We start from the raw sequence: 17,387 nt of genomic DNA, 5'->3' as shown, positions 1-17,387 counted from the left end.
TTCGTTTTTGTTGCGAAGAAGATTTGCTCAGGAGCAATTTTCTCTTCTCTAGCCGCTCATTGAGCGGCTTTTTTTATATTCTCTGGGGCTAACTCCTAGCTCGGTCTTAAAACACTTCGAGAAATAGTTACTGTCACTAAAGCCACATTCGTCCGCAACTTGCTGGATAGTGAACTCTTGCGCTAATAGTTGTTTGGCTTTTTCAATACGACTTTTTCTGATGTGCTGGTTGGGTGTTAATCCAAGATGTCGTTTAAAAAGACGCTCTAATTGACGAGTGCTAACAAACGCCTGTTCTGCGATGTGTTCAATACGCAGTGATGGCGAGTTTATATGCCCTTCTAGATAAGCAAGTGCTCGACCCAATATCAAAGATGTCGTGCCTTTGTTCATCGCTAACTCAGGTGCTTGATAGACGCGCGCTAGATTAATCACTAACTGCTGCATCAAGGCGACCACCATCAGCTCAAAGCCTTCTTTCGCGTAGTGGTACTCCGCTTCAATCTTTTTAACCGTGACTAAAACTTCATCTAACTGACTGCGAGTTAGATTGAGTTTTGCCGTGTAGTCTGAAGTTTGACGCGCAATCGGCTCAATATTAAACAGTGCCTGATAACCGGGCATCATCTTCAATTGAGGTGTTTCGAATAAAGGCTGATGAGGTTCAAACATTAGGTTAACCAGTTTGAGGTCTTTAACCTTGCGAAAACCGTGTTCCACCTGCCCATTGATGACAAATACATCACCCGGAGAGAGTGAATATTGAAAGTCGGCAACCGTATGTTCACCACTGCCTTCCGTGACAATAAATAGTTCTGAAAACGCATGTTTATGTTTGGGAAAGTCGCAATAGTGATTGCCGTGCAGTACAGCAAAGGGCAGGTGGTGGTGTCGCTGGTGGGTATGTAGCTGAAAGGTGATGCTCATGACGAAAACTTACGAAAAACGCTCTCTAACGATGGATAATTACGACATCACTGGCCGCTGGCACGATTCTATTTAAATCATTGGGCAAGATTAATAGTACAAGGCGCTAAGTGTGACATGTCTCTATCGTTAATATGGGGGGTTAGGGTGAACCCAAGTAATCCCCCGTATTTGATAGCATTCTATTGACGAGGCTTAGGTGGCTCGGGAATTTCTTGAGCGGATAATCCACCGCTGTTGTCAGTATCGAGTTGGTCAAACTGGTCAGCCAAAGGCCCACGGAGTTCATCCATTTGTAGCTCACCATCACCATTGGTATCCATCTCTTCGAAGCTCGGTGGCTCTCCCATTGGTGGGCGGTCTTGAGCATAAGGTTGGAGCGATACGCAAGTCAGCATAAATCCTACAAAGATGATCAGTTTGTTCATGGGAAAGTCCTTGTGGTTGAGAAACTGAAAAATAGGTTATTTCCTAATTGCGCAGGGATTATGGAGAAAATTTGAATCCTGTAATCACACTGTTTCGCTCAATGCCTTTCACTTCAATGTAAATCCATTTTTCCTTCACATTTTGCACAAGGTTACGTCCTATTTTGGCTTTGGCGTGAAAACGCAGGGTCTAAACATTGGTTTAATCTCGACGTTAACTCGCCATCATAAATAAGAAAAGCAGTGGTACCGCCCCTCATTGGAGGGGCATTTTCAAGTTTTGGTGCAGCCATTGTTGCTGTGATGGAATAGTGTAATAAGGGAATTTTTGATGACTTACCTTCCCCATATGGTGTTATCGTTTTTTATCGTCTTGACCTTGGTGTTTGATGCCCATGCCGCTCTGTATCAAGTGGTCGTCTCCCAGGCAGACAACTCTTCTGGTCAAACGTATGGAGTCGCTGTCGCACCGGATAGCGATATAAACTGCTTTTCAAATCAATGTATAGATTCTGACTTTTCTTTAGCGGTTGAGGCTGTCTATTCGACTCAAGAGCTCTCGTTTATACAAGAAGTCATGCTCGGTGTGGATCATCAGTTCTACTATTTAGACTGGGACGATCTTAACGATTACTGTTATTCAGATTTAGGCTATGAAACATGTGATTCCTGGACAGACCGAGCTTGGTATGGAGATAGCGATCTAGGGATTGGCGGACTGGAGAATGAGCGCAACGCATTCTACAACTTAATTTATCAAGCGAACCAATCCAGTTATGTAGATGATACTAAAATCAGTGATGTGCCAGATAGCGGTAGTCGAGCGCCTTCGACAGAGGACTACAGCTATACATTTGTCGAAGATTCAGTCGAACGAGTAATTACTCGAATAGACGAACAGCAACGCACTATTGGTGTGACCAGTAGTGGTTATTACAGCTACGACAACCAGTACGTGCAGCTCTATCGTCAGCGCGGATATGTCTATCAAAATGGAGAGATGCTCCTACTGGAACCAAAGGCAGATGACAGCCTTGGGTTGGCGGATGCTGATAGCGAACAAAATGTAGTCGAGCAAATGGGACGAACCATGGCGTTTGACAGTTTTGAATACGACAATCAGAGCTATGTGGTTGGCAGTGCTTCAGTTTCACCGTTTTATTACGATGACGATAGCAAAGATTACTACGACGATGTTACTGCTTGTGTAGGGTATGACGAACCTGCGTTTTATGCCGCTTGTCAAAACTTTGGCTTTGCAAATAGAGCGTTTGTTTGGAATATCTCAGATACAACTAATGCCAACGATGATATTAACCAATATGCCGTTACCGATTGGGACACGGACAGTAGTGGCTATCATGAGTACGATGAAGACCTAGCATCTGCTCAAGCGAGTGCTAAGGCAGCAGCCATTGCCAGTAGTGGATATTATCAAGGTTTGCCTGTGCTGGCAGGGTATAACACGACCATTGGGGATGATAATGATTTCTTAATGCAGGCTGCGGTATTTCGACCAAGCTCTGTCAGCGACTTTACGGTGAGCGAAAATGCTTGGGAGACAACCTTCATCTCTAATGCGACGGTAGAAGTTAGTGATGAATACATTCACACTTACTCTACTGCTACCGATGTGAATCAAAATCTACTTGTGATTGGGTATGCCAAACGAGACGGAGACTATCCATCGGATGGAGTGACTGACCGAAGAATGTTTATTGCTGATGCGAGTGATAGTACGCCAAGTGCCAGCTTTTTTACCAGCCATGGAGAAGCCATTTTCTTTGATAGTGCGGAGGGAGTCCCACATGCTATCAATAATTACAACGAAATTGTCGGTGAGGTGGATGCAGAAACGCATCGAGAAGTGGAAGGAAAGATTCGTGACCACCGTGGCTACATCTACCCATACAATGGTGATGGTAGTGACGATACACGCTTAGCACGATTGGCTAACCAAGCGTGGTGGTTAGATGATCTTACTCACGGTGGGGATTACAGCTCAGCAAACAATCATTTCCGAATTATTGCCGCAAGAGATATTAATGATGCTGGGGTGATCGCCGCAACGGCAATTCAATGTTTTGCCGACCAAAGCGCTACAGAGTCGATGGAATATGATTCATCGGATCACTTTTCTTACTGCAACCAAGGCGTGGGTGATGAGCGAGTTGTGGCCGTGACATTACTGCCAATTGCTGGTGCAACGAGCGCAGATATTAGCGCTCGTGAAGAAGATACCTCAACGGTCACTCGGTCTGGTGCGGCACTGGGGCTAATTTGGTTATTGATAGGGCTTTTCGCAACACGCTTACGTTGGTCGGTGGCCCAAGTGCACGATATTTAACCGTTAACGGCATCGAGGTAACTCACAAATTTTGCCTTGGTGTCGTTTTATTCCTTTTTTTCGTCGCATTATTAGCAGTAAGAGTCGATTTCACCCTCTATGATGAATGACATAGTCACTAAACATCATTAGGAACATCGATGAAAACGCCCCCATATTTTAGCGATTGGCCAAAAATCAAAACGCACACCGATCACGAAATGGAATCGCAAATTGCCGCCATTGTGGACCAAATGACCTTAGAAGAAAAAGTCGGTCAAATGATCCAACCCAATCTTCGTGACGTGACGGCAGAAGAAATAAAACAGTACAAATTGGGCTCAATCCTCAATGGTGGTGGAGCGTGGCCAAATGAGGACAAACACGCCAGTGCCAAAGAGTGGGCGTTAACTGCCGATGCGTTTTGGAACGCAACCGAAGAAGCTTTTGCGGATCGTCCGTTTCGTATTCCATTCATGTGGGCAACGGATGCTGTGCATGGACACAACAATGTCTTTGGCTCGACGGTTTTCCCACACAATATCGGACTTGGCGCCGCTCAAGACCCAGCACTTATCCGACAGATCGGTGAGATCACCGCAAGAGAAATTGTTGCGACAGGCTTAGACTGGACGTTTGCGCCCACCGTTGCCGTACCGAGAAATCTGCGCTGGGGACGAGTTTATGAAGGTTATTCAGAAGATCCTGTTATCACTTGGAATTATGCCGAACAAATGGTGCTTGGGCTTCAAGGCGATGCTGAAGAACTTAAAGGTGACCTTAAAGTGGTCTCCAACGTCAAACACTGGCTTGGGGATGGCGGTACCATGCAAGGTATCGATCGCGGCGTTAATAGCTACAGTGAGCAGGAGCTTATTAATATTCACGGTCTAGGTTATTTTAGCGGCCTTGATGCTGGTGCTCAGGTAGTCATGTCTTCGTTTAATAGTTGGCAAAACCCTGCGAATTATGATCATCAGCCTGCAGAAGATGCCTACAACCAAAAAATTCATGGCAGTAAATACCTGCTAACCGATGTGCTCAAAGATAAAATGGGTTTTGATGGCTTGGTGGTGACTGATTGGCATGGTCATGCTGAAGTTAATCGCTGTACCAATGATGATGCGACTTATGCGATCAATGCGGGCAATGACGTGCTGATGATCCCAGTACGTGAACACTGGCAAGCGGTATATCAAAAGACTTTGGAAGATATACAATCTGGTGCCATTGAAATGCACCGAATTGACGATGCGGTGAGCCGTATTTTACGAGTCAAAATGCGTGCAGGCATGTGGAGCAAGCCCAAGCCAAGTGAACGAGCGTTAGCGGGGCAGCAGTCAATTTTAGGGGCGCCAGAGCATCGAGCAGTCGCTAGGGAAGCAGTGCGTAAGTCTTTAGTGTTACTAAAAAATGATAACCAGTTATTGCCGATAAACCCATCGAACAAGCTATGGTTAACTGGCAGCGCTGCAAATGATTTGCAAAAGCAGTCCGGTGGATGGAACCTCACTTGGCAAGGTGATGAAAACACATTAGCCGACTTTCCGGGCGCAACCACACTCAAGATGGCACTAGAGCAGGAAGTCGAGGATCTACATTTTGACCCAGATTTGGCGGGCGATTACCAAGCAGGAGATATCGCCATTGTCGCCTTTGGCGAAGACCCTTATGCAGAGATGATGGGTGATATCAAAAGCTGGCAAAGTTTAGAATTTTCGCAGCTAAAACGTAGCTATGGTAAGGATTGTAGTGCAATCAAAGCACTCAAAGATAAGGGTGTAAAGGTGATTGGACTGTTCTTTAGTGGCCGTCCATTATACCTAAACCAAGAAATCATGTTGTGTGATGCTTTCGTCGCTGCATGGTTACCGGGTAGTGAAGGACTGGGTCTATCTGACGTGTTAGTAGCAGATGACAAGGGTCAACCAAGGTTCGACTTTGTCGGTCAGTTGCCATTTAGTTGGCCAAACCGAAAACGCAGCGATAGCGTCTCTTCACCGTCCATGCATATTAAGAACTATCAAGTGCCAGCTATGGAGCAAGACCCGAATGGACACCATAAGCCGTTATTTGAGCGTGGCTATGGGCTTAGTTATGGTGACTTGATGACGATTGAGGTCACCCTAGATGATGACGCACCATCTGAGCAAGAAATGGCTGCTCATGCGCTTGATATGTTTGGTATCCGAGCCAATATTGGCGATTACCAGCTTAAAGCGGTAGATCCTGCCCATATCATGGGTCGTGAGGTGTCACGCAATAACCCAATGGCGTTAAAAAACATTCAAACCAAACCTTACAACTATCAGCAGCAGCAAGACGCTGTTGAGGTAGTATTCAGTGGTGGTCCAGCGAGCTTGTATCTAACTACCACCGATGGTGGAGTTGAGGATGTGAGTGCTTACGCCAAAGGGCTAGCTTTTGATATTAAGTTACTTGACGATAAGGTGCAAAACCCAGTCTGGGTTAGCCTACAGCAAGAAAACCCGCAGAGTGTCGATATTCATCAGCAGTTAGTGTCTAACGAATTCGTTAGCATTGAAATCGAACCTAAACAGTTAGGTGAAATAGATTTAAGATTTATTGAGACACCTTTTGTTTTATCTTCAGAGTTTGAACTTAATTGTGTGATTGCTAATATTCGTTGGCAGTAAATAATAGCCCCCGTATTTTTATGGGGGCTGATTTTATAGTGGTCTAATCTCATGATTATATAAATAAGATCTTCATTCCATAACAGTAATTGGCACTTTTCTCTTCAAAGCTATTATTTGACTCAACCTCAAGTTTTATCGTTTTAAATATCGTATTTCTGTTTCAAAAGGTGAACATTATCCCTGATATCGACGCAGGTTAATTTATAAAAATCAACGATCTGAATTGATTGCGTACACCTAGGTGTACGAGTAGAAGATAATAGTCAAATGGAGACAGACATGAAAAAGGGCACAAAGAAAACCTTATTAGCAGCCTCTATCGCAACACTATTACTCTCAGCGGCCTCTACTCAAGCAGCACCAACACATGATAAAGCAGTGATTGGTTATCTCACTCAGTGGGAAGCGTGGAAAGGCAGTGATGCAGGGTTTAGTGTTAAAGGCGAAGCCACCCATTTAAATGTAGATATGGATAAATATTCCATTCTAAACTTCTCATTTTTTGGTGTCGCTAAAGATGGTTCATTACATAGTGGTGACTATCGAAATAAACAAATATATCAATCGGGTTCAGTTCAAGAACCTGCACCACTTTTACATACCGATGTATATTCGAGCTGGGACCTTCATATTCTCTGGGGTGAATTAGAGTATCTTTGGGAATATCCGGGAGACGAAGCATGGCAAGCGGAAAAATTAGCTAAGGTTAGAGCACAAGGCTTTGTACCTCATGCGGATGGCTGGGAGCACCAACCAACAGGTATTACTGGCGGCTTTCCTATCCCATTGAAAAAAGAAGGTGGTGCACCAGGGTTGATTGATTTAGCGCATCAGAAAGGCGTGAAAGTCATGGCGTCACTTGGTGGTTGGAGTATGTCCAAACACTTCCCTGAAATGGCGGCCGATCCGGTGAAGAAAGCACGCTTTCTTGCCGACATTGATCGTTTAATGGCGCTTGGATTTGACGGCATAGATATTGATTGGGAATACCCAGGATTTGGTGGTATGAACTTCGGTGGCTCACCTGAAGACTATGATAACTTCGAGCAGTTGATGGAAGATATCCGTAGTCGCATCGGAGATGATAAATTGCTTACCGCCGCATTTTCAGCCTCTACTGCTAAACTTGAAGGTTATGATTGGGCGAGGCTGTCTCGTTCCATGGACTACTTCAATATGATGACTTACGACTTAAATGGTGGTTGGTCTAATGTTGCGGGTCATAATGCGCCGCTCTACCCGTATCCAGAGGAAGAATATCAAGGTCTCAATCTGGATCACCTTCGCCAGTGGATGGCCGATAAAGGCATCGCTTCTGAAAAAATTAATTTTGGTGCAGCTTTTTACGGTCGTGGCGTACAAACAACGGAATCGACTGCCTACGTTGGTGCGCCAACAGATAAACGTAGTGTGAACTTCTCTGTGGATGGTCCAACGATGTCGGCAGTAGATTTGGTCAATTGGTCCAAGTTTGAAGGGCAGCCAAGTTACAACTACATCATTCAACAAACCGGTTGGAGCCACGAATGGGATGCTAACGCACAAGTGCCTTATGCTGTTAACGGTAAGTACTTCTTGAGCTATGACGATCCTGCATCGATTGAGAAGAAAGCTCAGTACGTTATGGACCATAATCTGGGCGGTATCATAGTGTGGCAAGTGGCGGGTGATATTAAGTGTGAAGGCTCGTTTGTTAGCTATGGCAGCAAACTTAAGCAGTGTACTAACCTCAAATCTCCGCTTGCCGAAAAAATTGATCAAGTATTTAGCCAAAATGTCGTACCAAATACTGCACCGACGTTAACAGTGCCGAGTGCACAGCAAGTAGACTCTGGTCAATCCATTAGCTTTGATGTTTCCGCAACTGATGCTGATGGCGATGCAGTGAGCTTTAGTGCATCAGAGGCTACTGTCACCGATTTAGGTAATGGCCAGGCACGCATTACTTATATGGCACCTTTAACAACGACGGATGTAACCAAGAGTATTCTAATTACAGTATCTGATGGTCGAGCCCAGACCAGTAAGTCGGTAATAGTTAACGTGAAGGGGAGTGGGCAGGTTACCAACTCAGCACCAGAGTTGACAGTGCCAAGTACTCAACAAGTTAACTCAGGAGAGTCTATCGCTATTTCGGTGTCAGCGACCGATGCGGATGGTGATGCGCTTACTTTTACTTCCTCACAGGGAACACTTACCCAAAGCGGTAATAGTGCTGTGATTCACTACACAGCGCCACAAGTGGCGCAAGATAGTACTGAAAGCATTGTCATTACTGTCTCCGATGGCACTGATAGCGTTAGCAAAACCGTCACGGTGAGTATTAAAGCCCAGAGCAGTGGCGGAGATTCTACTTGGGATCCGACCAAGGTTTATTTAGGTGGCGATGAAGTGATTCACAATGGTACTAAGTACACCGCCAAATGGTGGACGCAGGGCAACGAGCCGGGCACCAATGCTGTTTGGGAAGAGTTTGACGACGGCAGTACCAAAGAGTGGGAGGCATCTAAAGTCTATACAGGGGGTAAGCTTGTGACATACCAAGGCGATACCTATAAAGCCAAGTGGTGGACTAAAGGCGATCAGCCGGGTACAAGTGATGTTTGGCAGAAAATCTAAACGCTTGATTTAGCGCTTATGCACCCCGCACTGCGGGGTGCTTATTTTGGTGCTTGGTGGTATCTTTGGTAAAACCCTAATTAAGAGATACTTAACGTGCAGATCCGCACCGCCATTGGTACCGATTTAGAACAGCTACAATCACTTTTTTGCGAGCAAAATGCTCATAATCACAATATCGCCCCAGACCGGGTTGCACTGACCTCGGATTTATTAACCGTAGCAGAGCTCGATGAAATCATTAAAGATCAGGACACTTCGTTATTGGTTGCAGAAGTCGATGGCAATATCCTAGGCCTGATTTTGGGGGACTGTCAGCGACAAATGGCAAATCGCTGGCGACCAGAACGTTGCTTTGTCTATTTGCAAGAGCTGTATGTGAAACCACAAGCGAGGCAACAAGGCATTGCTCGCCGGTTGTTTGATCAATTTGAAGATTGGGCAATGGAACTAGGAGCAACCTGCATCGACTTGCACGTGTGGCATCACAACACCGCTGCAACCGAGTGTTATCAAAAACTGGGTTTTTACCAAGAACAACGACTATTGACCAAAAACTTAGAGTAAGTATTCGTGCTACATGAAATGCCTGTTAAGTGGTTTTGAAATATTGCTGACCGCTATCTATGCTTAACTTAGTTATTGGCTAAATAACAGGCACAAAAATAATGGCTTACCTCCCTATGGTTACGAAATTGTCTTGGCTTCGCTTGGTGTGGCTCCAAGCGGTCTTGTTGGTTATAACATCCAGTGCTTTCGCAGCGCAATCCGTTATCGTCTATGGAGACATGGATTATCCTCCTTATTCCTACCAAGTAGACGGCAAGCCTGAGGGTATTTACGTAGAGATTCTGACAGAAGCCTTCTCTCGTATGCCTGAGTATGAAGTGTCGATACGTATGACCCCATGGAAACGAGGTTTAAAGAATCTTAAAGATGGTCGGGTGTTTGCTCTGTTTCCTCCTTATTACACCGAATTGCGCGACCCGTGGATGAAATTTTCAGCGCCTATTTTAAGAGAACAGGTCGTGGTGTTTGGTAAGCGGGAGATATTTGAAGATCGTTACCAGTGGCCAGTCGATTATTACGGACTGAAAATAGGTCTCAACCGAGGTTTTAACCCCTTTTCGATGGGCGGGAATGCCTTTGGGGATGCGGTAGAGGCTGGGCGAATTCGGGTGGATGAGTCGGCTAACAATGACAGCAACTTGGCTAAATTGGTCTCAGGGCGAATTGACGCATATATCAATGATCAGTTCATTGATATATCAGATTATCCTGAAATTGTGATTGGTGGGGTTGCGAATGTTAACCATGGTCATTTAGGCTACACCCGCAAAACCGACAAGTACCCATACAGTGCTGACTTTCAACAACAGTTTGATACGGCTATCGGTCAGATGATAGAAGAAAATCAGATTGAAGAAATCGTAAATGCGCATTTAGCCAAACTTAAAGCCCAGCGAGACTAATTCATTTGAAGACCAACGACACTATTTTGCCTATCCACACACCAAGATTAATCTTGCGAAACTTCAGTATCAACGATGGTGACGCCTACGTAAAATTCACTCAGCAGAGTAAGTATCAACGCTTTTACAGTGAAACAGACGCAAGCCCAGAGCACAATTTGCAACTGATAACAAAGTTTGTCGCTCAGACTCATCAAACGCCTCGTCAGGCATATCAATTGGCCATCGAAGACAAAGAGACTGGTAAACTGATAGGAACTTGCGGTTTACGCTTAGAAACAGACCATCAGGCATCGGTTGGCTGTGGAGTGGCTCGTGAGGCTCAGGGGAGCGGTGTTGCTGTAGAAGCGATGGCAGCCATGGTTAATTTCGGTTTTGATAACTTAGGTGTACACCGTATTTACGCAGAGACGATCTCCAATAACATTGCCGCTGTGCGTCTTTGTGAACAATTTGGGATGCGTAAAGAAGCCCACTTTGTAGAGCATCGCTATTTTAAGTACCGTTGGTGGGATACTGTTATATATGCGATGCGTCGGGATGAGTGGGCTCAGTTAATCGAAGAGGATGATAGAGTAAAATCATTTCTGCGCATACAAGAGGAGGACTAGTCCTCCTTCCCGTATCTCGCCATAAACATGTCGACACTCTCTTCGATCAGTTGATCCATCTCTTGCTCGTTTAACGGCGCTTTAAAACCCAGCAACTGCGGGTAGAAACAGCTGCCTTTGAGCAAGCTATGGAGTTGTATGTTAACGGTTTCTACGTCTAATGGCTTGAGCCGGTTAGATGCTTGGGCTTCTTTCAACCAACGTACTATTGCCGTTTCCTGGCTGCCAACTTTTTCCATCTCTTGCTTAAGTGCTTCTGGATGAAACAGTAGGTGACCAAAGGCTACTCTCGCCAAGTCGATGTAGTGACTCCCGCCAACAAATTCCGCTTCAATTTTGGCCAGCGCCACCACTTGCTCTCGAATAGGTAGGTCGGGTTGGTAAGGATATTGTGCATTCACCATTGCTTGTTCCCAAAGGTCGGATAGTAAGTGCATCACCAACGCTTCTTTGGTTTTGAAGTGGTTGTATACGGTACGTTTGGATACTTGCGCCAGCTGTGCCAGCCTATCCATACTGGTGTTTGCCACACCATCTTGCTTAAAAGCTTGTAGAGCAGCATTGATGATAGCTTCTCGTTTTAGCTCGCTGCGAGATTTCTTATTACTGTCCATTTTATGTCTTAGAACTGTCATTTGAGTCTTGCACCATTGTACATGAATAGGGGAATTACACTAGGTAGTTTACTTTTCAAATTCGTTAAAGTAAACTGCACTGTATAGTTTACTTTTGAGTGTGAAAACATGACGAGATGGTTAATCTTAGGAGCAATAGCAATGACGGTAGCAGCAGGTACAGTTCTAATGAGCCAAAAATCTGAAAAAGGTAAGTTCATTAATTCGGAAAAAACCTACGACAATGACGTCACTAGCATCTTTCAAATCGCAAAAGCGTACCTAACCACCAAACGAGCAGCACCTACTCCTAAGACGGAAGTGCCACTTGAAATGATTTCTGCCCAAGAATTAGTGACGGGCGCAGATGATCGCTTGTACCGTATTGGTCACTCTTCAGTATTGCTGCGCTTAGATGGCAAACTAGTGATGACTGACCCAGTGATGAGTGAACGTGCGTCTCCAGTGCAATGGGCTGGCCCTAAGCGTTTTCACCCAAACCCTATTGAGGTAGAAGCTTTGCCAGAAATCGATGTCGTGGTAATAAGCCATGACCACTATGACCATTTGGACAAAGGCACTATCAAAAAACTCGAACACAAAGTGAAGCACTTTGTGGTGCCTCTCAACGTCGGTGACCACTTGCGAAATTGGGGTGTTGCTGAAGATAAAATCCATCAAATGGATTGGTGGCAAGAAATTGAGCTTGAAGGCTTAAAGTTAGTTGCAACTCCGACCCAGCACTTCTCTGGTCGAGGCCTTACCGATAGCAATGAAACCTTGTGGGCAAGCTGGGTTATCCAAAGTCGTGAGCGCAACATTTTCTTTAGTGGTGATAGTGGCTATTTTAAAGGCTTTAAACAGATCGGTGACAAATATGGTCCTTTTGATCTGACGATGGTTGAAACAGGCGCTTATAACGAGCTTTGGCGTGATATTCATATGATGCCAGAAGAGAGTATGCAGGCCCACTTAGACTTACGTGGTGGCGTGATGATGCCAATCCACAATGGCACTTTCGACCTATCTTTGCACGATTGGTATGAGCCATTGGAGCGTATTAGCGAGCTGGCAAAACTGCACGACGTGGAAGTGTTAACACCAGTATTTGGTCAATCGGTTAAGCTTGAACAAGCACATGCGAGCAGCTATGCGTGGTGGCAAGAAATGATGGAAGTTGGCGAGCGTACGGAACTTGCGATGCAACCTCAGCAGTAAGCTAAAATAGCAGTAAAAACTCATCGAAACGGTGTACCATTGGTGCGCCGTTTTTTTATGCATATGGTTTTACAGTCGAGGTCACACATGCAAGAGATCCAACAAGTATTAGATTTTATGATTGAAATTGAGAAGCTGAAAAATGTTATTCGTAAAACCAAACCCGTCGGGCTGGATAGGTACGAAAATTCAGCTGAGCATAGTTGGCATGTTTGCTTGAGCGCTTTGATGCTTAAAGATTATGCCAATCGTCCGGTAAACATTGACCGAGTGATCAAAATGTTACTGATCCATGATTTAGGTGAAATTGATGCCGGAGATAAAATCATCTACGCCAGCGAAACAGAACAACAAAAAGGTGAAGAGTACCAAGGTCTCGCACGGATTATTGGGATGCTTCCGGGCGAGCAAAATGAATATTTAGAGTTGTGGTTAGAGTTTGAACAAGGCGAGTCCGATGATGCACAGTTTGCTAAATCAATCGATCGAGTGCCGCCACTGCTGCATAACTTAAATGGGGATGGGCACAGTTGGAAAACCCACAACGTTAGTCGAGAAAAGGTGCTTTCGTTTAATGGGGAGCGAATCTCGGCAGGCAGTAAAGCACTATGGAACGCAGTTGAGCAAAGAATACTGGATGCTGACGAGAGCAAACTGTTTAACTGATATGTTTGCTGAGTAAATAAACACTGCAATGTTCTTGTAAGCCAGCGATGAGTGGTAGGGTTGATAAAAATTGCAATTCAAAAGTGATTTAGATCACAAAATGATGCAATATTTGTCTGTCAGCTAAGTGTTAAATTGTGACTCTTGGCATGTGGTTTGTTGTTAAATCGAGTGCTTTGTTACTATGGGCGTTAAATACATAGTTATGAGTTATTTCTTTCTTGGATGGTGATTGGTTGGGCTTATTTGGTTGGTTTTTTAGTCGATGTGTAGGGGCTGTACATCGCGCAAACGTTTTATATAAAATCTGCTCACCCTTTTTATAGACCTGTTTTGATGAGCATCCGCATCAAGATTCGGTCGCATCTATTTAGAAAGCAGACTATGAACCAATTTACCAAAGCGTTGCTTGCTAGCAGCATTGCGTTCGCTGTTGCTGGCTGTAACAGCAGCAACGAAGAGCAGCAAGTTCAAACCAATGAGCGTGCCATCCAAGAGTGTCAAACATTTATCACTGCGCCTGACGTTATCGTGAAAGGCGATGCTAATGCCCAGCTTGACGAGTTAACCATCACGCTTGCCGCTACTGGTGACATGCACGGTCGCATTTTCTCGCACGACTATGCTACCAACAACGTTGACAACAACGCTGGTTACACCAAAATTGCCTCAATTTTAAACAGTGAGCGCAAACAAGATCCTAACCTGATCTTGATAGACCTTGGTGATGCGGTTCAAGGTAACTCTGCAGAGCTATTTAACGACTTACCCGTCCACCCAGTAGTAGAAACGCTAAACAGCATGAACTACGACGTATGGGTTCCGGGTAACCACGAGTTTGATTTTGAGCGTTCTTTCCTAGATCGCAACCTAACTAACTTCAACGGCTCTGTGATCTCTTCAAACATCGTTTGGGACCAGCACTCAGATGCGTGTAAGACCAATGGTAAAGAGATCCCATTCCTACGCGGTTTCCAAATCTTCAACGTTAACGGTGCAAAAGTCGCTGTTGTTGGCCTAACACCTTCAATGGTGACTAGCTGGCAGGCATCTTCGCCACAAAACTTCCGCAACTTAGATTTTAAAGAAGAGATCGACGCAGTACGTGATGCGGTGGATGCAGCGATTGACCAATATCAACCAGATGTAGTGATCGGTGCGCTTCACTACGGTCGTAAAGACTTTGGTAAAGGCGTTCACATGATCGCTGAGCAGCTTGGTGATCGTTTCGACGTAATTTTCAACGGCCACGAGCACTCGAAGCATATCGAACGTGTATATGCTGACCGTGTAGATAACATCTCTGTTGAAGCTCAAAATGAACAAGAAAACACCGACCGAGACTTCAACCCAATTTACAACCACGAAAACCGTGCGCAAAGCGTGAAAGTTATCGAGCCAGGCAACTGGGGTTGGGCGTTGGCAAAAGCACAAATTAAATTGAGCAAAAACGACGCTGGTGAGTGGCAGATCCAAGATACAACGTTAAGCAACGTTAAAGTGGCTGACGTAGAGCAAGACGAAAACCTTGCAGACAAGATGAAGTGGGTTCACGAAGCATCGTACAACGCTGCGGAAAGTGAGATTGGTAAAGTTCAAGGCAACTTCACTTTGAGTGGTGTTGAGCGCGGTGAACTTAGCGGTGGCGCTGATACAGCAACGGCTGAAGATGTTGTCCAGACTGAAGATGGTGGCCGCCTTTACTCGACCATCCACATTGCTAAGACGGCAGATATGCCAGTTGTTAACCTTATCAACCAAATTCAGATCATGAATGTGGAAGAGAAGGCTGTGGATGACAACAATAAGCCACTTAACCTTAAAGTAGATGTTTCAGCAGCTTCTCTTTTTGCGAATCACTCTAACCTAAAAGATGGTGAGGATTACCGTAGTAAGGACAGTGCTAAGCTGTACATGTACGACAACCAGCTAGTTGCGGTTAAGATCCGTGGCGACAAGCTCAAAGAGTACATGGAGTGGTCATACTCTTACCTAAACCAATGGAAAGAGGGTGATATCACCGTATCTTTCAATACCAATGCTCGTGCATACAACTACGATCATTTTGCAGGGAACATCAACTACTCAGTAGATATCTCTAAGCCAGTCGGTGAGCGTATTGATATCGAGCAACTTTCTGGTGCTGCGTTTGATCCTGCGAAGAAATACGTGATGGCAGTGAATGACTACCGTTATGCTTCGACGCTACTGACAAACCATTGGGTAACGCCAGAAGATCAGCTGTGGATTTCTGCTAATGAACAAACCTACGCAGTACGCGACATGCTGACTGAGTACGTTGCCAAGAATAAGACGCTGAAAGCGGAAGATTTCTACTCTTCTAACTGGTACATCAAGCAAGTGGGCAAGATGGACAAGTCTGGTCTTTGGATTGAAGAGTCGAAAGGTGAAATCCTAAAAGCTCGTGAAGGCGAAGGTAAAGCACTTTGGACTGCGCTACAGAACAAAGAAGTTTGTGTTGTTCGAGGCGACAACCGCGACAAAGCGATTGACCGAGCGGTGAACTACAAAGACCAAAGCACTTACTTTGCTAACCCAGAGCAAAGCTACGAAGGCTGTTCTTACGACAACCAGCGTAAAGCGCTTTAATATCAGTTATCTATAATCAGGGCAGCTTCGGCTGCCCTTGTCGATCCAAATATATGAAACGATTTATTTTTCCTAGCATAGTGTTTGCTATCGCTACAGCAATCTTTGTCATGTCTCCCCTTTGGTCAGAGAGTTTTCGCCCTGCAAAAGTGTATAAACAGGAGTTTGTTGCAGCGACAGTAACTGATGTGCCAGCACAAAATGTACGACCTGATCCAAAAGTGCCTTCGGTGATGACAGGGACTCAGACGGTGATTGCTTCCATTGACGGTCAAGAGTCGCAGCGAGTTCAAGTTGAAAACAGCCTTAGCCGCTTGCACAACACTTACCTCGAACCAGGCGACGAATTTATCCTGTTAGTGAGAGAGAGTGGTAAAGAGCTACTGTATTGGGTGTATAACCATGACCGTGCCCCAGCCATTTATTTGATGCTCACGTTATTGATTGTATTGGTGGTGGTGTTTGGTGGTCTGCAAGGGGTTAATTCTTTAATTTCGTTGTACTTTACCGCCGCACTGATCATCGGAGTGTTGATTCCGGGTCTGTTTGCAGGCTGGAATCCTGTGCTACTGGCGCTTGGGCTGATATCGCTCAAAGTGATTGTTAGCTTTGCACTGATCACTGGTTGGAACAAAAAATCTTTGGTATCAATTCTCGGTACGATCTTAGGCTTAGTCGCCGCTGGAATTTGTGCTCAGCTGTTTGGAGAAATGGCTCATCTCAATGGGCTCTATCTAGAAAAGGGTGAAGACCTTTTATATCTCGGAGGTTCGCATCAAATCCAAGTTCGATGGTTGCTGTTTGTCGCAATTATGATTTCAGCGCTGGGCGCTGTGATGGATGTAGCAGTGTCGATAGCATCGTCTTATCAAGAGTTAATTGAGGCCAACCCAACACAGTCGGTAAAAGAGCGTATGTTTGCCACGATGCGCATTGGCAGAGACATTCTTGGCACTATGACCAACACTCTGATACTGGCGTTTGTTGGTTCATCCTTAACGACCATGATGATGATATGGGGTTTTCAAATGCCTCACGAGCAGTTTATCAATATCCCGACCATTGGCTTGTCAATCATCCATGGGCTTGCTGGTAGCATTGGCTTGACACTGACCATTCCGATGACCGTACTCTTGTGTAAGTGGGTTTACGAGCGCAATAGCTAGGTCAAAACACCCTTAAGAACTCAGGCCGCGTAATCATGCGGCCTGAGTTTTTTAGGGTCATATCGCTGCT

13 protein-coding genes are annotated in these 17,387 nt (G+C 45.1%); 10 read left to right on the top strand and 3 right to left on the bottom strand.

Going from position 1 to position 17,387, the window contains the following annotated elements:
* Positions 1–48: 48 nt before the first annotated feature.
* A complete protein-coding gene (locus tag J4N39_RS20695; RefSeq protein ID WP_252024513.1) occupies positions 49–927 on the bottom strand; it encodes a helix-turn-helix domain-containing protein in 879 nt (292 codons plus the stop codon).
* A 182-nt stretch (positions 928–1,109) separates the two neighbouring features.
* Positions 1,110–1,325, bottom strand: coding sequence for a hypothetical protein (locus J4N39_RS20690; RefSeq protein ID WP_353505626.1), 216 nt, complete (start codon positions 1,323–1,325; stop codon positions 1,110–1,112).
* A gap of 361 nt (positions 1,326–1,686) precedes the next feature.
* Between J4N39_RS20690 and J4N39_RS20685 the strand changes: the two genes are divergently transcribed.
* From J4N39_RS20685 to J4N39_RS20660, 6 genes are all read left to right on the top strand, one after another.
* Positions 1,687–3,702, top strand: a complete 2,016-nt coding sequence (locus tag J4N39_RS20685) for a DUF3466 family protein (protein WP_252024511.1) — start codon at positions 1,687–1,689, stop codon at positions 3,700–3,702.
* 140 nt (positions 3,703–3,842) lie between these two features.
* Positions 3,843–6,338: a glycoside hydrolase family 3 protein gene (locus J4N39_RS20680; RefSeq protein WP_252024510.1), complete on the top strand. Its 2,496-nt coding sequence runs from the start codon at positions 3,843–3,845 to the stop codon at positions 6,336–6,338.
* Between the two features lie 282 nt (positions 6,339–6,620).
* On the top strand, positions 6,621–8,960 hold the full coding sequence (locus tag J4N39_RS20675; RefSeq protein WP_252024509.1) for a glycosyl hydrolase family 18 protein: 2,340 nt from the start codon (positions 6,621–6,623) through the stop codon (positions 8,958–8,960).
* A 96-nt stretch (positions 8,961–9,056) separates the two neighbouring features.
* Positions 9,057–9,527 carry a GNAT family N-acetyltransferase gene (locus tag J4N39_RS20670; RefSeq protein WP_252024508.1) on the top strand — a complete coding sequence of 157 codons (471 nt, stop codon included), beginning with the start codon at positions 9,057–9,059 and terminating at the stop codon, positions 9,525–9,527.
* 116 nt (positions 9,528–9,643) lie between these two features.
* Positions 9,644–10,432 carry a substrate-binding periplasmic protein gene (locus tag J4N39_RS20665; RefSeq protein WP_252024506.1) on the top strand — a complete coding sequence of 263 codons (789 nt, stop codon included), beginning with the start codon at positions 9,644–9,646 and terminating at the stop codon, positions 10,430–10,432.
* A 23-nt stretch (positions 10,433–10,455) separates the two neighbouring features.
* A complete protein-coding gene (locus tag J4N39_RS20660; RefSeq protein WP_252026871.1) occupies positions 10,456–11,043 on the top strand; it encodes a GNAT family N-acetyltransferase in 588 nt (195 codons plus the stop codon).
* Here J4N39_RS20660 and J4N39_RS20655 read toward each other — a convergent pair.
* Positions 11,040–11,657, bottom strand: coding sequence for a TetR/AcrR family transcriptional regulator (locus J4N39_RS20655; protein ID WP_252024504.1), 618 nt, complete (start codon positions 11,655–11,657; stop codon positions 11,040–11,042). The two genes, J4N39_RS20660 and J4N39_RS20655, sit on opposite strands and share 4 nt — an antisense overlap.
* Before the next feature lie 129 nt (positions 11,658–11,786).
* On the opposite strand from J4N39_RS20655, the gene J4N39_RS20650 reads away from it, so the two are divergent.
* The 4 genes from J4N39_RS20650 to J4N39_RS20635 all read left to right on the top strand — a co-directional run bounded on the left by J4N39_RS20650 (position 11,787) and on the right by J4N39_RS20635 (position 17,317).
* Entirely contained in the window at positions 11,787–12,875 is a 1,089-nt protein-coding gene (locus tag J4N39_RS20650; RefSeq protein ID WP_252024502.1) for an MBL fold metallo-hydrolase, read from the top strand.
* An 87-nt stretch (positions 12,876–12,962) separates the two neighbouring features.
* Positions 12,963–13,541 (top strand): HD domain-containing protein, encoded by a 579-nt coding sequence (locus J4N39_RS20645; RefSeq protein WP_252024500.1) that lies wholly within the window; start codon positions 12,963–12,965, stop codon positions 13,539–13,541.
* A gap of 384 nt (positions 13,542–13,925) precedes the next feature.
* Positions 13,926–16,151 carry a bifunctional metallophosphatase/5'-nucleotidase gene (locus J4N39_RS20640; RefSeq protein ID WP_252024498.1) on the top strand — a complete coding sequence of 742 codons (2,226 nt, stop codon included), beginning with the start codon at positions 13,926–13,928 and terminating at the stop codon, positions 16,149–16,151.
* Between the two features lie 53 nt (positions 16,152–16,204).
* A complete protein-coding gene (locus J4N39_RS20635; protein ID WP_252024496.1) occupies positions 16,205–17,317 on the top strand; it encodes a YibE/F family protein in 1,113 nt (370 codons plus the stop codon).
* The last annotated feature ends 70 nt before the right edge of the window (positions 17,318–17,387 follow it).

The sequence above is a fragment of the Vibrio sp. SCSIO 43136 genome (assembly GCF_023716565.1).
Lineage (GTDB): Bacteria > Pseudomonadota > Gammaproteobacteria > Enterobacterales > Vibrionaceae > Vibrio.
Note: the sequence above shows the minus strand (reverse complement) of the source record. Positions and strands in the feature narration are given on the sequence as shown.